The organism is Gilliamella sp. BG3 (assembly GCF_046635605.1).
Classification (GTDB): Bacteria; Pseudomonadota; Gammaproteobacteria; order Enterobacterales; family Orbaceae; genus Gilliamella; species Gilliamella bombi.
Window position 1 is genome coordinate 64,435 of record NZ_JBIDFE010000013.1, and the last position, 18,893, is coordinate 83,327.

Here is an 18,893-nt window from a genome sequence, read left to right on the forward strand (position 1 = left end):
TATTTATATTTTTGTGCGGTAAATCAAATTTTTACGATAATTAATTGTTAGTAAAAAGGCAACAAAATGTATTGTTGCCTACGTATTGATTGAGTGGGAAAAAGTTCCACCACACAAAGAATAATTAATTAATGATTTAAATAGTTTTTGGATTAGGCTTTTCGTTTTTAAAGATCAACATAAATACAATTGCTAGAACCAAAGCATAACCTGCAAAAATAAGCCAAACTGTTTGCCATTCTGTAACGTTTCCAACTGTATAATAATCGACTACATAACCACTGCCTACCGAACCTAAATAAGCACCGAACCCATTAGTCATGGTCATAAATAATCCTTGAGCACTATTACGAATGGTTGGCGATACCGATTTTTCAACATACATTGAGCCAGATATGTTGTAAAAGTCGAAAGCACAACCATAAACAATCATTGAAAGGAGAAGTAAAACAGAACCGAAAAGAGATGGATCGCCATAAGCAAATAAACCAAAACGAGCAACCCAAGCAAGCATACTAATTAGCATAACGTATTTAATACCTAAACGTTTCATAAAAAAAGGTACAAATAAGATAAATGCGACTTCTGACATTTGAGAAATAGACAACAGTATAGAAGGGTATTTAACCACTAAACTATCAGCATATTCAGGGAATCTTTCAAAATCATGTAAAAATGGATTACCAAAAGTATTGGTTATTTGTAAAATACCGCCTAATAAAACTGCAAATAGAAAAAATATAACCATTCGTGGTTGTTTGAATAAAACAATAGCATCTAACCCTAATGAACTAATGATGTTTTTTTCTTCAGTTTTATTTTTTGTTGTTGGAATCAATGGTAGCAAGAATGAATAAAGGCTGAGTAATAAAGCAGATGCAGCTGCAATATAAAGTTGCATGCTACTCAGTTCTAATTTTAAAAGACTCACAAGCCACATAGCAACAATAAATCCAATGGTGCCAAAAATTCTGATACAAGGGAACTCGGTAATAACATCAAGTCCACGTGATTCTAAGCAAGAATAAGCGATTGAATTTGAAATGGCGATGGTTGGCATGAAAGCTAGGCAATGAATCAATATCACAATCATCATCATGAAAGGAGATGTTACTGAAGCCGCAATAAATAGCGTTAAAGCACCGATTAAATGACAAAGCATATACAAACGGTTAGCAGGTATCCATCTATCCGCTACAATCCCAAGTAAGCCTGGCATAAACAAAGAAGCGATACCCATTGTTCCGTATATCGATCCTACTTCAAGACCAGTAAATTGTAATTTACGTATCATATAAGAACCGAGAGTTATTAACCAACTTCCCCAGATAAAATATTGTAAGAAAAATATAACCCTAAGTTTAAAATGAATATTCATTTATAATTCCTTAATAAACGAGATTTACTATAATCTAATATCTAAATATCAATAAAATAATTATTTGATCAAAATAAAAAATGGCAGATTAACCTGCCATTTTTTTAGTTTTGATTTAATAAAACAGACTCCAGTGCAACAGTGATCATTTCTTTGAACCCTAATTGTCTTTGTTCTGCTGACATTGCTTCGCCTTTTCGGATATGATCTGAAACTGTACAAATAGCCAGTGCTTTTGCACCATATTCAGCCGCAACGCCATAAATGCCAGCAGCTTCCATTTCGACGCCTAAAATATTGTATTTTTCCATAACATCAAACATATCAGGTTCAACACTATAAAAAAGGTCAGCAGAAAAAAGGTTACCAACTTTAACATTCACACCCAATTTTTTAGCTGCATTAACGGCATTACAAGTTAAATCAAAATCGGCGATAGCGGCAAAATCATGATCTTTAAAACGTAAACGGTTGACTTTTGAATCGGTACAAGCACCTAACCCAACAATAACATCCCCCAAGTTGACATTAGGGCTAATTGCACCACATGAACCAATACGAATGATGTTTTCAACACCATAAAATTTAATTAGTTCGGTTGTATAGATTGAACAAGATGGAATACCCATTCCATGCCCCATAACTGAAACCTTTTTATCTTTGTAATAACCAGTAAAACCCAACATGGATCTTACATTAGTAACTTCTGTTGCATTCTCTAAAAAGGTTTCTGCAATGAATTTTGCTCGTAGCGGATCGCCGGGCATTAAAACGGTTTTTGCAAAGGCATTATCAACAGCATTAATATGCGGGGTAGACATTAACTTCTCCTGATATTTGTTTTGAAATCGATATTACTTAAACTTAAATTATTTATTTTTTTATAAAAGATTTACCGTAATCCATTGGCGATAAATTAAAATAATCGGCAACACTCTGTCCTATATCGGCAAATGTTTCACGATGACCTAAAGAGCCAACAGGCACACTATCTCCGTAGACAATGACAGGTATATGTTCGCGAGTATGATCGGTACCTGACCAAGTTGGATCACAACCATGATCGGCGCTAATAATAAGCAGATCGCCAGGTTGGATAAGCGCTAACATCTCAGGAAGACGACTATCAAAATATTCTAAAGCAGCGGCATAACCTGAGACATCGCGACGATGCCCATAAGAAGAGTCAAAATCGACAAAATTAGTAAATACAATCGTATTATCTTTAGCCTGCTTAATTTCTTCTAGTGACGCATTAAATAAAGCTTCAAGACCGGTTGCTTTTACTTTTTTGGTAATTCCAACTTGTGCATAAATATCGGCAATTTTACCAATTGACACTACGATACCTTGTTTTTCATCAACTAGTTTTTTAATCATCGTTGGTGCTGGTGGTTCAACAGCAAGATCGTGGCGGTTACCCGTACGCACAAATTCGCCCGCTTTTTTGCCAACAAAAGGTCTAGCAATAACGCGGCCAATGTTGTAATTACCTTTATTTAGCTCATCACGTGCAATTTCGCAGACTTCATAAAGTTTATCTAAACCAAATGCCTCCTCATGACATGCAATTTGGAATACAGAATCAGCAGAAGTATAAAAAATTGGCTTGCCAGATGCTATATGTTCTTCACCAAGTTCATCAAGAATGACTGTACCAGATGAGTGACAATTACCGAGGTAACCAGGAAGTTTTGCACGAGAGACAATTTTATCTAAAAGATCTTGAGGGAAGCTATTAGTGGTATTAATAAAATAACCCCAGTCAAAAAGAACTGGCACGCCAGCTAATTCCCAATGTCCTGATGGAGTATCTTTACCTGAGGAAATCTCGCTTGCATAGCCATATGAACCAATAATTTCACCTTCAGTTTGCATACCTTTAGGATAATGACCAGTTGATTCATACGCCGCTTCGATTAAGCCTAATTTGCCTAAATTAGGTAAATTTAATGGACCACTACGACCATGCTCAGCTTTACCTAAAGCACAAGCTTCAGCAATATGTCCTAAAGTATCAGCACCCTCATCGCCATATTTATTTGCATCTTCAGCGCCACCGATACCAAACGAATCTAGGATCATAATAAAAACTCTTTTCATAATTTCCTCTAACTAATAAGCAAAACTTAATTTGTGTACAATCTTTTTTATTAGAATTCTGGTTATAATTTATAAAAACATCGCTTAGTTAGCTATAATACACGATAACAAAAAACAAAAAAGATTTAAGCGTTGCTTTAGCTGAATATTTGTATAAATAATGTGATTAATTTGATCTTAGTCATATTTTTGTATATCAAAAAATTTATAAAACATTTTTTTAAGTGTAGAAATTAGTCATGCTGTTTACACTATTTTGAGAAAAAAACGTAATGAATATACATAAAAAACAAAACATTCTGACTTGGAACATTCTTATTTATAATTCTATTTATCTGCATTTATATAAAACAACCCAAATTTATTTAACACAATTTAATTAAGGAGTGACTGATGTCATTTGTCAATGCCTATGTGTCGGAAGAAGATGCCAAAAAATATGATTTAGATAATTTATGGAATAAGTACCGCCGCTTTGGTACCAAAATGCCTGAACTATTGAAGAGTTTTGATGTTCACCAACACGCTTGGTGCGTGGATAAGGAACGAGGGTATTGGTTATTTAATTGTAATTATGTTTTAAATTATGATACTCCTTCTGGTTTACCTGAAGCAACTCATAAGCAGGTTTTTATTCTGCATGTTAATGGCCAGAATATTGAGCTTATTTTGGAAGCTACTCCTTGGAAACCTAGCGATTTGCAAGCGATCGGTTTGGAATATGTCAACTCATTTCCTATAAAAATTGCTTGGGAAATTGTATCAATGAACCCGAGTTGTCTACCTAGTATGTCGAAGGCGGATTTATTAACTATTTTAAAAGAGGCGTTAACTGTCTATAAATTTAGTGGACTTAGAGATGTAGAATCTAATGAAGAAGCACTGATTAGATGTAATTTTTAGTATTTTGTAAGCTAACACTATAATCAATTATTATATCGTCTATTTTTGTTTATTTACAAACCAATTATCTTATTTATAATTTTGTTTATCTGCATTTATATTTTATATAACAGAGCCCAAATTTATTTAACACAATTTAATTAAGGAGTGACTGATGTCATTTGTCAATGCCTATGTCTCGAACGAAGATGCTAAAAAATATGATTTAGATAATTTATGGAATAAGTACAATCCTTGGTTCACTCAAATGCCTGAACTATTGAAGAGTTTTGATGTTCACCAACATGCTTGGTGTGTGGATAAGGAACGAGGGTATTGGTTATTTAACTGTGGTTGGGTGCTGAATTATGATAGTCCTTCGGGTCTCCCTGAACCAACGAATAAGCAGGTGTTTATCCTGCATGTTAATGGTCAGAATATTGATTTTATTCTGGGAGCTGGCCGTTGGAAACCTAGCGATTTGCAAGCGATCGGTTTGGAATATGCTAACTCCTTTCCTGTAAAAATTGCTTGGAATATTGTGTCAATGAATCCAAGTTGTTTATCGACTATGTCGAAGGCGGATTTATTAACCGTTTTAAAAGAGGCGTTAACTGTCTTTAAATGTAGTGGAATTAGAAATTTAGAAGCTAATGAGGAAGCACTGATTAGATGTAATTTTTAGTATTTTGTAAGCTAACACTATAATCAATTATTATATCGTCTATTTTTGTTTATTTACAAACCAACTATCTTATTTATAATTCTATTTATCTGCATTTATATAAAACACCCCAAATTTATTTAACACAATTTAATTAAGGAGTGACTGATGTCATTTGTCAATGCCTATGTGTCGGAAGAAGATGCCAAAAAATATGATTTAGATAATTTATGGAATAAGTACCGTCGCTTTGGTACCAAAATGCCTGAACTATTGAACAGTTTTGACGTTCACCAACACGCTTGGTGTGTAGATAAGGAACGAGGGTATTGGTTATTTAACTGTAATTATGTGCTCAATTATGATACTCCTTCTGGTATCCCTGAACCAACTAATAAGCAGGTGTTTATCCTGCATGTTAATGGTCAGAATATTGAGTTTATTTTGGAGGCTAGCGATTGGGATCATAGCGATTTGCAAGCGATCGGTTTGGAATATGCTAATTCATTTCCTATACAAATTGCTTGGAATATTGTGTCAATGAATCCCAGTTGTTTACCTAGTATGACGAAAGAAGATTTGTTATCCATTTTAAAAGAGGCGTTAACTGCCTATAAATGTGGACTTAGAGATTTAAATGATAATAAGAAAGCACTGATTAGATGTAATTTTTAGTATTTTGTAAGCTAACACTATAATCAATTATTATTCTGGAGGAATAGACCAATATGGTGGGATTGACTAAAGAGGAAGCGGAAAAACGATTATTTAAGGTCAAGGATGCCGATGGATTACGTGATTTAATACAGCAATTAGATATAAATACCCATGGCAAAACAACCATCCTCTAAAATGTTCTAAATTCAAATCGACTTATCCCCTTCAAAATATCAGCATAACTTTCAATCGTATTTCAATATTGTTACCGATCAATTATTAAACAAATTATAATGATAATTTAATCAAATCATGCCCTAATAATGAATACTTATAATCTATTTTGGGTTATTTACAAACCAATTATCTTATTTATAATTTTGCTTATCTGCATTTATATTTTATATAACAGAGCCCAAATTTATTTAACACAATTAAATTAAGGAGTGACTGATGTCATTTGTCAATGCCTATGTCTCGGAAGAAGATGCCAAAAAATATGATTTAGATAATTTATGGAATAAGTACAATATCTGGCCTAATCATAAAATGCCAAACCTATTAAACAGTTTTGATGTTCATCAACACGCTTGGTGTGTGGATAAGGAACGAGGGTATTGGTTATTTAGCTGTGGTCGTGTGCATAATTATGATAGTCCTTCCGGTATCCCTGAACCAACAAGTAAGGAGGTATTTATCCTGCATGTTGATGGCCAGAATATTGAATTTATTTTGGACTCTAGTGATTTGGATCCTAGTGAGTCAGTATCTACCGACTTATATCCGATACAATTTGCTTGGGAAATAGTGTCAATGAACCCCAGTAGTTTACCTACTTTGTCGAAGGCGGATTTATTAACCATTTTAAAAGAGGCGTTAACTATTTATAAATGTAGAGGAATTCGAAATTTGGAAACTAATAAGAAATCATTTTTTAAGTTTAATTTTTAGTATTTTGTAAGCTAACAAGATAATCAATTATTATACTGGAGGAATAGGCCAATATGGTGGGATTGACTCAACAAGAAGCGGAAAAACGATTATTTAAGGTCAAGGATGCCGATGGATTACGGGATTTAATACAGCAATTAGATATAAATACCCATGGCAAAACAACCATTCTCTAAAATGCTCTAAATTCACATTTACTAAATTTTAATCTGCTAAATTTCAATTTACTGCTCCCTTCAAAAATCAGCATACTTTTTAATCGAATTTCAACATTGTTACAGATCAATTATTAAACAAATTATAACAATAATTTAATCAAATCATGCCCTAATAATGAATACTTATAATCTGTTTTTGTTTATTTACAAACCAACTATCTTATTTATAATTTCGTTTATCTGCATTTATATTTTATATAACACAACCCAAATTTATTTAACACAATTGAATTAAGGAGTGCCTGATGTCATTTGTCAATGCCTATGTCTCGGACGAAGATGCCCAAAAATATGATTTAGATAATTTATGGAATAAGTACAATATCTGGCCTAATCATAAAATGCCAAACCTATTAAACAGTTTTGATGTTCATCAACACGCTTGGTGTGTGGATAAGGAACGAGGGTATTGGTTATTTAGTTGCGGTTATGTGCATAATTATGATAGTCCTTCCGGTATCCCTGAACCAACGAGTAAGGAGGTATTTATCCTGCATGTTGATGGCCAGAATATTGAATTTATTTTGGACTCTAGTGATTTGGATCCTAGTGAGTCAGTATCTAATGACCTATATCCGATACAATTTGCTTGGGAAATAGTGTCAATGAACCCCAGTAGTTTACCTACTTTGTCGAAGGCAGATTTACTAACCATTTTAAAAGAGGCGTTAACTGTCTATAAATGTAGCGGACTTAGAGACGTAGAAGCCAATAAGAAAGCATTTTTTAAATTTAATTTTTAGTATTTTGTAAGCTAACACTATAATCAATTATTATACTGGAGGAATAGACCAATATGGTGGGATTGACTAAAGAGGAAGCGGAAAAACGATTATTTAAGGTCAAGGATGCCGATGGATTACGTGATTTAATACAGCAATTAGATATAAATACCCATGGCAACACAACCATCCTCTAAAATGCTCTAAATTCACATTTACTAAATTTTAATCTGCTAAATTTCAATTTACTGCTCCCTTCAAAATATCAGCATAACTTTCAATCGTATTTCAATATTGTTACCGATCAATTATTAAACAAATTATAATGATAATTTAATCAGTTTGTCTCCTGATAATGAATACTTATAATCTGTTTTGGGTTATTTACAAACCAACTATCTTATTTATAATTCTGTTTATCTGCATTTATATTTTATATAACAGAACCCAAATTTATTTAACACAATTAAATTAAGGAGTGACTTATGTCATTTGTCAATGCCTATGTGTCGGAAGAAGATGCTAAAAAATATGATTTAGATAATTTATGGAATAAGTACCGCCGCTTTGGTACCAAAATGCCTGAACTATTGAAGAGTTTTGATGTTCATCAACACGCTTGGTGTGTGGATAAGGAACGAGGGTATTGGTTATTTAACTGTGACTATGTGCTGAATTATGATACTCCGTCTGGTTTACCCGCAGCAACTAATAAGGAGGTATATATCCTGCATGTTAATGGCCAGAATATTGAGTTTATTTTGGCTCGTGGCGATTTAGATCCTAGCGATTCAGTATCTACTGACTTATATCCGATACAATTTGCTTGGAATATTGTGTCAATGACCCCGAGTTGTCTACCTAGTATGTCGAAAGAGGATTTATTAACCATTTTAAAAGAGGCATTAACTGTCTATAAATGTAATGGAATTAGAGATTTAGAAACTGATGATAAGACACTGATTAGATGTAATTTTTAGTATTTTGTAAGCTAACACTATAATCAATTATTATACTGGAGGAATAGACCAATATGGTGGGATTGACTAAAGAGGAAGCGGAAAAACGATTATTTAAGGTCAAGGATGCCGATGGATTACGTGATTTAATACAGCAATTAGATATAAATACCCATGGCAAAACAACCATCCTCTAAAATGCTCTAAATTCACATTTACTAAATTTTAATCTGCTAAATTTCAATTTACTGCTCCCTTCAAAATATCAGCATAACTTTCAATCGTATTTCAATATTGTTACCGATCAATTATTAATCAAATTATAATGATAATTTAATCAATTTATCCCCCGATAATGAATACTTATAACCTATTTTTGGTTATTTACAAACCAACTATCTTATTTATAATTCTGTTTATCTGCATTTATATTTTATATAACAGAGCCCAAATTTATTTAACACAATTAAATTAAGGAGTGACTGATGTCATTTGTCAATGCCTATGTCTCGGAAGAAGATGCCAAAAAATATGATTTAGATAATTTATGGAATAAGTACAATCCTTGGTTCATTCATATGCCTGAAGTATTGAAGAGTTTTGATGTTCATCAACACGCTTGGTGTGTGGATAAGGAACGAGGGTATTGGTTATTTTATTGTAATTATGCGCGGAATTATGAAGGTCCTTCTGATAGACCTGAACCAACGAGTAAGGAGGTATTTATCTTGCATGTTGATGGCCAGAATATTGAATTTATTTTGGACTCTAGTGATTTGGATCCTAGTGAGTCAGTATCTACCGACTTATATCCGATACAATTTGCTTGGGAAATAGTGTCAATGAACCCCAGTAGTTTACCTACTTTGTCGAAGGCGGATTTATTAACCATTTTAAAAGAGGCATTAACTGTATATAAATGTAGTGGGCTTAGAAATATGGAAGCTAATGATAAATCATTTTTTAAATTTAATTTTTAGTATTTTGTAAGCTAACAAGATAATCAATTATTATACCGGAGGAATAGACCAATATGGTGGGATTGACTAAAGAGGAAGCGGAAAAACGATTATTTAAGGTCAAGGATGCCGATGGATTACGGGATTTAATACAGCAATTAGATATAAATATCCATGGCAACACAACCATCCTCTATTCAGGGATGTTAGATTCTGGCGTGCATACATCACAGATTATCGACCAATTAAAAAATAACTCTTCTCTTCGCCTTATCGATAATACCGAGGCTTCTAAATTTTTATCTGATGCTTTGATAAATGATTCACCTTTAAATAAGAAGTTAAAGCAGATATTTGGAACACATGGTAAAATTGATTTGTCTAGCCAAGCATATGAATTCCTTTATGGCTCAAACAGCAATGGCAGCCGTCAACCTAATGGCGCATGGGATGCTATTTCTAAACGTTTTGTTGATGGTGCAGTGGGTGATGTTCGTGTACTTGGTGGGTTTGGAATGGACTCGGGGCGGGTTTTTGGTGCCACAGAATTACCGGCATTATTGAATAATCCCAAAGTGAGGTCAGTCAATGGTATTCCAACATCGTTATTAAAATCTATCGAACAAACCGAGGGAATGGGGCGTGCTTTTGAGCATATTAAAAATATTGCCGGTTTAGATGCCGCAGGCGCTAAATTAGCGCCAGATAATATTGAATTTTGGTTAAAATTTAATAGCCCTGACAGAAAGTTTATAACTTATGATTATTTTGACAATCTTAAAAAGACTTATCTCAATTTATCGCCAGAAATGCAGAAAAGTATTGATCGAACTTCTCGTTATCTAGCGTCAGCTAACGATAAAATCACAAATTATCTTTCTGCTTTGGGGCATGCTATGTGGGGAATTGGTTTTTTTATCGCATCGGAAGAAGTTCAGGTTGCACTTGATAGAGGAGATGCTGGTGAGGCAAGGCGAATATTACTTGAGTTTGTTGGTGTTAGAAAAATTAGTGACAATATATTAGAGTTATTTTTTGGGAAATAGCACCGATTCTAAGTTTTGTATATTTGCAAGTTAAAATGATGGTTGTTTTGTCACCAAACTCTGTAATAAACAGACTCATTACACTTTTCTTTTTTGGAATTGCATAATCCATTTTTTGAATCTTGTTGTATCGCTAGTTAGATGATTTTTTTACTGAGTCATTAGTCGGTAAAACCTTACGTTTCTTGATGTATGGCAAATAATACGATTTAAAGGTTCTACCGCATTTTTCTGTTATTTTTTATGACTTAAATTCTGAGGTATTTTTTATTTAATGCTGTTTATATCACCAATTTATTCATAATATCCGTTAATTTACCTAAATCTTCTTGGTTTTTATTCCTTTGGATAGTTCTACTACCATCTCTCAACCTATTTTTTACTCGTTAGAGATGTTCAAAAATAGTCAAATACACAAATTTATTTACAGAATCAATATTGGTGTCATTTTTTCAAAATAAATATGAATGAGTAACTTATTTTGATAAGTTTGTTCTATCTCAAATCAATCAATACCTAGCACCATTCGCCCATTCTTAGTTGCCACATTAATCACATTGTCTAAATCGGTATAACGGCATCCTGTTACTAACAATTTAAGTTCTTCCCACATATTACCCGTTGAAAATGGTAACATATAATCACTAACATTATCTGTGCCAATAGCAACAGGAATACCAGCAGCCGCCAGTTCATCAACAGGGGTTAATGAGTTACGAGTAGGGCCTTGTTCTTCACGACGAGGGCTATCGATCCAAGCAAAAGGACAAGCAATAACCATCATTTTGGCCTCTTTCATTTTTTTGTAGAGTTTTTGGCGATATGCTAAACTATGCGCGGTGATAGAAATGCTATGGATAGCAACCACACGCCCGTGCATACCATGCTCAAGAGTTTTATCGGTAAGTTGTTCTGTTTCGATTTCATCTTGTGAGTTAAATTGGTCAACATGTACATGCACCATTTTGCCTAATGATTTACCTGTTTGCATTAACACATCAAGATGTTTAAGTCCCATACCTTCACCATGATCACGCTCATCACGACGCGGTAAACCGCCAATAATATCAACTAAATCAGCTCCTTTATCAAACCAATAACGTGCTTCTTTATCAATAACACCTTTAAGTGTTTGATTAACTAATTTTATGGTGATGTCATTTTTATAAGTTTCTCGTGCTCTTAAGGCACCTTTAATTGCTCGTTCTTCAGCAATAGGATCAATATCAACAAACGATCCCATGGCACTTACACCTTGCTCAATCATACGCTCAACCGCCATACTAAAATGGCGATAGTAATCATCTTCGCTCATTGATGCTTTGACTTTATCTAATGTATCCCATTTTTCAATTAAAGTCTGTTTTTGATAGACATCAAAACTATCAACCGAAATAGTAAAAGCACGATCAGCATGCATATGTGCATTAACCCATCCGCCTTTTTGCTTAATATTATTCATTAAATAGGCTTTTAAACTTTGGTCTCTTGTGGTTAATAACATGTTTTTATGTTCAATCATAATATGCCTCTACAATTCAATCTAAATGAAGTTGATAAAATCGGACGCAATAGGCAAAAAAAATCCCCCAAAAAGGAGGATAAAATGGAATCAATAATATTAATGATTAAGATTACTGAGTTACAATTGATCATTGTGCCTACACCGTGTCGATAAAAAACTGCAGAAATTCTAACCAAAATATTTTTAATAGCAAGTACTATAATTTATAAAATATATAAATAAATGAAATGGTTAAAGTATTATTTTTTAGATTTTTTACTTCAAAAAATAGTTTTTAATAAAGTTAATTACCAATAAATTAAGAAATAAAATCATAACTAATTATTTAATAACAATAATTAGTTGTCACAAAAATGAGATTATTAACCTTAAATACTGCTTTTTGATATTAGCAGTAGCAAGCGTATACTACACAAGCAACTTATTTTGAAATATAGGTAGTCTACTGACATGAGTCAATTAAATATTATTGCCACAATCACAGTTAAACCAGAATTCTATGACGCATTTCAGCCAATTTTTAAACCTCTAGTAGCAGGTAGTTGAGCTGAAGCAGGCTGTTTACGCTATGAACTTAATCAAAGTATAGATAATTCAAATATCTTCATAGTGGTCGAAACATGGGTATCACAGCAGGCAATTGATTTTCACAACACAACGCCACATTTTGTTGAATTTGCCAACTTTGCTAAAAAACATACTGATAGATTAGAGATTAATATTGCCAAACAAGTAATATAACTTAAAAGATGATAGTAGCTAACATTTGGGGTTAACTACCATATTAATTAATCAAACAGTTCGATTTTTATATTCCGTGAATCGCTTCGACCCATATCGTCAAGCACTAAAATTTTAAAAGTCCCGCTTTGTGTTGGGATCCAGTTAAGAGCCTTCCGTGGCTCGGTTTGCCCAATAAAACTGTTATTAACAAACCAATAAAGTGATTTAACATCACCATCACAATTAGCAGTAAAACTAATTTGTTCATTTTTTTGTTTAGTGGTTCTAAATTGATAAACTACATTTTTAAGAGGCGAAGTTATTTTTGGCGGTTCGCCTAAAAAATTTTGTGATGAATGACAATGTTTTGTTGATGGTGGCGCTTTTTTAGCAATCCCGGCTTTAGCAAAAACAGCGGCTAAATCTGACGGCCAATATTCAAAAACAGCTAAGTGAGAGGTTGCTAAATCATAAGGAGGACAAACAGCTTTACCTGTTTGATTGTCGACCATAACGGGTCTAAAAATGGTATCGGGATTAATTGGCGACACACCCGGAATAAACCACGTTTTACCTTTTGCCTTGCACCATTGAGTCAGTAGATTGCCACTGGTTAGACAAATATCGATACGCTTTAAATTTGGAGGTAATGGGCGATTAGGTTCACGCAAGTTAGGATAATAAGCGTTAATGCTTTCAACGATATTAAAAAAGAGCGGTGTGGCGGCATCGACGCCTACAAAGGCATTATTACCACTACCATCAAAGTTACCAAGCCAAACCACCATAGCATAGTTACCAAAAGTTCCAGCTGTCCAAGCATCACGAAATCCCCATGATGTACCTGTTTTCCAAGCAACGGGCACCACCTTTTTTTGCATTTTGCTAAGTACATCTTGTGGGCGGGTATTTTGTTTCAACATATCAATGGTCATAAATGCTGCTTGTGGACTTAACAGCTTTTGTGGTTCGGGTGAGTCGTCGGCTTCAATAAATTGCAATGGCTGCCAACGACCTTCGTTGGCTAGCATGGCATATAACCCGACTAATTCTTGTGCACTAACTTCACCACCACCTAACACTAAAGATAAACCATAATGCGACTCATCGGCGAGTTTTTGGATATGGGCATTGACCAAAAATTGATAAAAAGAGGGATTATGTAATTTAGAGGCCACCGATACAGCAGGAATATTACGGCTATGAATTAATGCATCGGTTGCTGAAATAGGTCCACGAAAGTTACGATCAAAGTTTTCTGGCGTGTATGAACCAAAATCAGTTGCCACATCTTTTAAAATTGTACGAGGATGTAAAACACCTTGGTCCATACCAAGCGCATAAATAAACGGCTTAAGTGTAGATCCGGGTGAGCGTTTAGCAAGTGTACCATTAACTTGACCTTGAATAGAATTATTAAAATAATTAGCCGAGCCAATCAGTGCCTTAACCTTCATTGTTTGGGTATCAACCAAAATTATCGACGCATTATTAATACCTTTTATGCGATTTCGCTCAATAAACAAATTGACTTGCCGACTAATGATTTTTTGCAGATTATTATCTAACGTAGTTTTAATTTCTTGAGCATCGCTTTGCTGTTGTTGAATGATTTGATTAATAAAATGCGGTGCACCAAAAGGCATTCGTTCTGGTTGACGCAAAACCAACTTTTGCGAAAAAAGAGCGACAATATTGCTATCAACAAAATATTTTTCTTGCCAACGCTCAAATAATTGATTTCTTGCTTTAACTAACGCTTTGCCAGCAAATCCGGTTTTTCGATCAACTCGATATGTTGGTGATTGAGGTAATACCACCAAAGTTAACGCCTCGGGCAAATTGACTTGTGAAGGTGGTTTATTAAAATAGATAAATGACGCAGCACCAATACTTTCAATATTGCGACCAAAAGGGGCATAATTTAAATACGCTTCTAAAATATCATGTTTAGAATACATCAGCTCTAACTGTATAGCCCTAGCAATTTGATGCAACTTCCCACCAATGGTTTTAGTATTTAACCGCCAATGCATTCGCGCAAGTTGCATGGTAATGGTTGAAGCACCTTGACGATTTCCACCACCAAGATAGGTTGCTCCAAAAGCCCTAATTAGACTAAATGGATTAAAGCCAACATGATAATAAAACCACTGATCTTCGTGCAGTAACAAACCATTAACAATATCAGGCGAAATATCTTCTAAAGGCGTCCATAAACGATAACGATCATCATTGGCTAATGTCATTCGAATTAGCTGGTTATTATTATCATAATAGCGCTTTGAAAAAGTAAGTGATTCAGAAAGAGGAGCATGAGATAACAAACGAATAATAAGGATCGCAATAAATAATAGTAACAAAGCCATTAATTTATTTTGATGACGAATAATAAACCTAAACATATTTAGTCAAAAGCTTAAAACGCATGTATTAAAAAACACCACCAATGCGTTCACATCGGTGGTGGTTAAATTACATTTTATCAACAGTTTTAATGCCTAGCATATCAAGGCCAGTTTTAAGTGTTTTAGCTGTTAAAGAAGCTAATTTTAAGCGACTTTGTTTCAGGCTTTCGTTTTCGGCTGCTAAAATAGGGCAGTTTTCATAAAAACTTGAAAACAGCGTTGCAATTTCATAAAGATAAGCACAAAGCACATGCGGTGTACCTTCGCTTGCCACGATTGAAATAGTCTCATCAAATTGAATTAAACGAGTTGCTAAAGCACGCTCTTTATCAGATTCCAAACTAATATTAGCTGTTAAGCTATCTTCAGAAATATTGGACTTTTTAAAAATTGATAACACACGGGTATAAGCATATTGCAAATAAGGTGCGGTGTTGCCTTCAAATGACAACATATTATCCCAATCAAAAACATAATCAGTAGTCCGATTTTTAGAAAGATCAGCATATTTAACTGCACCAATAGCCACCGCATCGACAATTTTTGCAAGCTCACTTTCAGAAAGATCTGGATTTTTGTTACGAATTAAAGTTGTTGCGCGTTCACACGCTTCATCTAGTAAATCATTTAATTTAACAGTATCGCCAGAACGGGTTTTAAACGGCTTACCATCTTTACCTAACATCATACCAAACATATGGTGTTCAAGCTTTAATGATTCTGGTACATACTTAGCTTTGTGAACAATAGCCCAAACTTGCTCTAAATGTTGATGTTGGCGGGAATCAGTATAATAAAGAATACGATCGGCATGTAACGTTTCGTAACGGTATTTAGCACAAGCAATATCGGTTGTTGCATAAAGGTAGCCACCATCACGTTTTTGGATGATAACACCCATCGGTTCGCCTTCTTTGTTTTTATACTCATCAAGAAAAACAACAATCGCCCCTTCACTTTCAACCGCAAGCCCTTTCTGTTTTAAATCGGCAACAATATTAGGTAGCATGCTGTTATAAATACTCTCACCCATGGTATCTTCAAGCGATAACGTAACATTTAAACGCTTATAAGTGGCAATATTTTGCGTCATGGTAATATCAACTAGCTTGCGCCACATATCACGACAATATTCATCGCCACCTTGTAATTTCACTACATAATTACGAGCTTTTTCGGCAAACACTTCGTCTTCGTCATAGTGTTTTTTAGCAACGCGATAGAATGACTCTAAATCTGAAAGATCCATATCATTGGCATGTTCATTTTGCATCTTTTCAAGATACGCAATTAACATACCAAATTGTGTTCCCCAATCACCAACATGATTAGCACGAATAACATTATGACCTAAAAAAGATAAAACACGAACGCTAGCATCACCAATAATAGTTGAACGCAAGTGTCCAACATGCATCTCTTTGGCGACATTAGGCGCCGAATAATCAACTACTATAGTTTGCGGTTTGGCGGGTAAAGTAATATTAAGCTTATCACCACTTAAAGCAACTTCATTTTGCTCAGCAATCCAGCTATTTTTCAAAAAGATATTAATAAAACCAGGACCTGCAATTTCAACTTTTTCGGCGATATCATCGATATCTAAATGTTGCAAAACAGCTTGGGCAAGATCTCGAGGTGGCATACCAAGTTTTTTGGCAACTGACATAATGCCATTAGCTTGGTAATCACCAAATTGTGCTTTGTTTGATTGTTTAATTAAAGCGTCACAGTTCTTATCTGCACCTGCCATAATCATAGCTTGCGAAACACGTTGCGTTAATAATTGTTGAATATTCACACTAAACCTAACCAATTATAATAAAATGCCCAATATAATACCGACAAAGTGATGAATTGTCACTGATCGCATAAAAAGGGAGGGATCCTTTTTATTAAAAAGAGTGTAAAAAATCAAATAAAATTGATGCACAGCCAAAATGTTTTAATCAAGCTTTAGTTTTCATCAAAAAACAAAAATATAATGTAATTGTTTGATTTTTCTAAAAAATCCCATTTATGAAAAACTTCAATAAAATCAATGCTCTACCTGAGCAATTTTAGAGCGGAAAAATACTCTCACAACACTGTGTAAGATCAATATGAATTTATGTCCTGACTAATATTGACAAATACCCACTTGGAAAAAGAGATAAAAATGGATACTAAATACAGGCTAAATTGAATAATAAATAAGCGTATTGTAACACGTTAGAAGGTATTTTTTATCAAATTTGAATTGGTTGTCCGTGATGAGATATTTCAATAAAAAACTCACGAAAGGGTCATATTGCTAGTGTCTATAAATATCGTCAATTGGTATAACGATATTAGCATGTTGTATGATACGGTTAAAAATGTAAAGAAGGATCATGATGAATACAAAAGCTCAACATCCCCGAGTAATATTTTTATTGCGCATTTCTTTTAAAAACATATCTGAATAAGAGCTTAAATTATCTTGATTTTTACCAAGCGGGTATTTTTTCCCTAATTTGAGCAGCCAATCACTAAAATGATGTAAAAATAATTTATTATCATTATCGATTTCAAATATTGCAGAATCAGAATAAGAATCAACTAATAAATCTAATATCTCCAAAAAAGCTTTATCATTTTTTAAAATCTCATCAACTGTAATTGCTTGAAGATATTTTATTATGTCTATTATCTGAGATAACGTTAAAATAGTTGGACCATTTTTTATATTATTTAATATTTGTTGGATCATAGCATTTATCTAAAAATTAACATCTCATTCTATTTATATAGTAGATGATTTTTGTACTTTTTGAACAATTTTTAGAACGATAATTACAGATGTAATATAATTGGGGAATTAATATGATTAATATAGATAATTTTTATGACTACGAAAAAAAACTGACTGATAAAGATTTAAATGCTTGTGAAAAGAAGTTAGGTATCACAATTCCAGATTCTTTAAAACAGCTTTACCTTAATTGTAATGGCGGAATGGTATATAAAGATATTTGGAAAACAACTGTTCCTCCATACAAACTTCAAGTTTTTAATTTTATTCCTATAAAATATAATAAAGCATTTAAAAATGACCCAGATTTTATCATGGAAGGTATTGCCTTCAAACATTGGGACGATAAAAAGTTACCTAAGGAGCTGTTACCTTTTGCTCGCGATTTAAGCAATGGTTTTTTGTGTATAAATATTAATACTGGTGCGATATATCAATATCTCAGACTAGAATGGGACGATACGCTAAATACAGAACAAAATTTTAAAAAAAATAGCATTTATTTATCTGATTCATTAGAAAATTTTTTGAATTCCTTAACTTATGATGAAGAGCAAGATCAAGAAAAAACCGTTGAAGATGAAGATATTAAACCAAGAGCAAGCAACAAATTCTATGACTCAGAACAAGCAATTAATACCGCTGACCTAAATGAGATTGAAAAACTTTTAAAGATAAAAATTCCTGTTCAATTAAGACAATTCCTGTTACACCACAATGGTGGAATGCCAGAGAATAATGCTTGGCTGGATCCTGAAGGTGAATTTGAATGGGTTGCAATCCATGAGCTCATACCTGTTAAATACTATAAAAAATTTAATAATAACAAGAACTATTTAATGCCTTTTAAAGCAGCAGATTTATGGGGTAGAAAGTTATTACCGGAAACTTTTTTACCTTTTGCGATTGACGCAGGTGGTAATTA

At 33.6% G+C, this 18,893-nt stretch carries 20 protein-coding genes and 1 pseudogene; 14 read left to right on the top strand and 7 right to left on the bottom strand.

Translation table 11 applies throughout. The features are described 5' to 3' along the window. Positions 1-136: 136 nt before the first annotated feature. From ACGH6S_RS07550 to ACGH6S_RS07560, 3 genes are all read right to left on the bottom strand, one after another. On the bottom strand, positions 137-1,378 hold the full coding sequence (locus ACGH6S_RS07550; protein WP_174799393.1) for a nucleoside permease: 1,242 nt from the start codon (positions 1,376-1,378) through the stop codon (positions 137-139). A 104-nt stretch (positions 1,379-1,482) separates the two neighbouring features. Next, the gene (gene deoD, locus ACGH6S_RS07555; protein WP_065589674.1) at positions 1,483-2,199 is read right to left on the bottom strand and encodes a purine-nucleoside phosphorylase; all 717 of its coding nucleotides are present in this window, start codon (positions 2,197-2,199) and stop codon (positions 1,483-1,485) included. Positions 2,200-2,251: 52 nt separating this feature from the next. Further along, the gene (locus tag ACGH6S_RS07560; RefSeq protein WP_411578581.1) at positions 2,252-3,481 is read right to left on the bottom strand and encodes a phosphopentomutase; all 1,230 of its coding nucleotides are present in this window, start codon (positions 3,479-3,481) and stop codon (positions 2,252-2,254) included. 393 nt (positions 3,482-3,874) lie between these two features. On the opposite strand from ACGH6S_RS07560, the gene ACGH6S_RS07565 reads away from it, so the two are divergent. The 12 genes from ACGH6S_RS07565 (at position 3,875) to ACGH6S_RS07620 (ending at position 10,539) form a co-directional block, all read left to right on the top strand. Continuing rightward, positions 3,875-4,384, top strand: a complete 510-nt coding sequence (locus tag ACGH6S_RS07565) for a hypothetical protein (RefSeq protein ID WP_065590892.1) — start codon at positions 3,875-3,877, stop codon at positions 4,382-4,384. Positions 4,385-4,538: 154 nt separating this feature from the next. Then, positions 4,539-5,048, top strand: a complete 510-nt coding sequence (locus ACGH6S_RS07570; RefSeq protein WP_174799399.1) for a hypothetical protein — start codon at positions 4,539-4,541, stop codon at positions 5,046-5,048. 147 nt (positions 5,049-5,195) lie between these two features. Then, complete coding sequence (locus ACGH6S_RS07575; protein WP_411578582.1) at positions 5,196-5,702, top strand: hypothetical protein; 507 nt, start codon at positions 5,196-5,198, stop codon at positions 5,700-5,702. A gap of 53 nt (positions 5,703-5,755) precedes the next feature. Next, positions 5,756-5,878: a hypothetical protein gene (locus ACGH6S_RS07580; protein ID WP_255306795.1), complete on the top strand. Its 123-nt coding sequence runs from the start codon at positions 5,756-5,758 to the stop codon at positions 5,876-5,878. A gap of 259 nt (positions 5,879-6,137) precedes the next feature. Continuing rightward, entirely contained in the window at positions 6,138-6,635 is a 498-nt protein-coding gene (locus ACGH6S_RS07585) for a hypothetical protein (RefSeq protein WP_174799401.1), read from the top strand. A 53-nt stretch (positions 6,636-6,688) separates the two neighbouring features. Beyond that, on the top strand, positions 6,689-6,811 hold the full coding sequence (locus ACGH6S_RS07590) for a hypothetical protein (protein ID WP_411578583.1): 123 nt from the start codon (positions 6,689-6,691) through the stop codon (positions 6,809-6,811). Positions 6,812-7,098: 287 nt separating this feature from the next. Next, complete coding sequence (locus tag ACGH6S_RS07595; protein ID WP_411578584.1) at positions 7,099-7,596, top strand: hypothetical protein; 498 nt, start codon at positions 7,099-7,101, stop codon at positions 7,594-7,596. Positions 7,597-7,649: 53 nt separating this feature from the next. After that, positions 7,650-7,772, top strand: coding sequence for a hypothetical protein (locus ACGH6S_RS07600; RefSeq protein WP_255306830.1), 123 nt, complete (start codon positions 7,650-7,652; stop codon positions 7,770-7,772). Between the two features lie 288 nt (positions 7,773-8,060). Then, positions 8,061-8,555, top strand: coding sequence for a hypothetical protein (locus tag ACGH6S_RS07605; protein ID WP_065639696.1), 495 nt, complete (start codon positions 8,061-8,063; stop codon positions 8,553-8,555). A gap of 53 nt (positions 8,556-8,608) precedes the next feature. Further along, entirely contained in the window at positions 8,609-8,731 is a 123-nt protein-coding gene (locus ACGH6S_RS07610; protein WP_255306795.1) for a hypothetical protein, read from the top strand. Between the two features lie 288 nt (positions 8,732-9,019). Further along, on the top strand, positions 9,020-9,514 hold the full coding sequence (locus tag ACGH6S_RS07615; RefSeq protein ID WP_411578585.1) for a hypothetical protein: 495 nt from the start codon (positions 9,020-9,022) through the stop codon (positions 9,512-9,514). Between the two features lie 53 nt (positions 9,515-9,567). Next, positions 9,568-10,539 (top strand): hypothetical protein, encoded by a 972-nt coding sequence (locus ACGH6S_RS07620; RefSeq protein WP_411578586.1) that lies wholly within the window; start codon positions 9,568-9,570, stop codon positions 10,537-10,539. A 505-nt stretch (positions 10,540-11,044) separates the two neighbouring features. On the opposite strand, the gene ACGH6S_RS07625 is transcribed toward ACGH6S_RS07620, so the two are convergent. Further along, the gene (locus ACGH6S_RS07625; protein ID WP_202961539.1) at positions 11,045-12,061 is read right to left on the bottom strand and encodes an amidohydrolase family protein; all 1,017 of its coding nucleotides are present in this window, start codon (positions 12,059-12,061) and stop codon (positions 11,045-11,047) included. A 561-nt stretch (positions 12,062-12,622) separates the two neighbouring features. On the opposite strand from ACGH6S_RS07625, the pseudogene ACGH6S_RS07630 reads away from it, so the two are divergent. Beyond that, positions 12,623-12,805 (top strand): annotated as a pseudogene (locus tag ACGH6S_RS07630) (putative quinol monooxygenase); the annotation flags it as partial. Between the two features lie 47 nt (positions 12,806-12,852). Here the strand turns inward: ACGH6S_RS07630 and pbpC are convergent. The 3 genes from pbpC to ACGH6S_RS07645 form a co-directional block, all read right to left on the bottom strand. Then, the gene (gene pbpC / locus ACGH6S_RS07635) at positions 12,853-15,192 is read right to left on the bottom strand and encodes a penicillin-binding protein 1C (RefSeq protein WP_411578587.1); all 2,340 of its coding nucleotides are present in this window, start codon (positions 15,190-15,192) and stop codon (positions 12,853-12,855) included. Positions 15,193-15,262: 70 nt separating this feature from the next. Further along, on the bottom strand, positions 15,263-16,996 hold the full coding sequence (gene argS, locus ACGH6S_RS07640; protein WP_411578588.1) for an arginine--tRNA ligase: 1,734 nt from the start codon (positions 16,994-16,996) through the stop codon (positions 15,263-15,265). Positions 16,997-17,584: 588 nt separating this feature from the next. Further along, positions 17,585-17,926 (bottom strand): hypothetical protein, encoded by a 342-nt coding sequence (locus ACGH6S_RS07645; RefSeq protein WP_174799406.1) that lies wholly within the window; start codon positions 17,924-17,926, stop codon positions 17,585-17,587. A 113-nt stretch (positions 17,927-18,039) separates the two neighbouring features. Between ACGH6S_RS07645 and ACGH6S_RS07650 the strand changes: the two genes are divergently transcribed. After that, positions 18,040-18,893: SMI1/KNR4 family protein (locus tag ACGH6S_RS07650; protein WP_411578589.1), on the top strand; the 854-nt coding region annotated here is incomplete at its 3' end.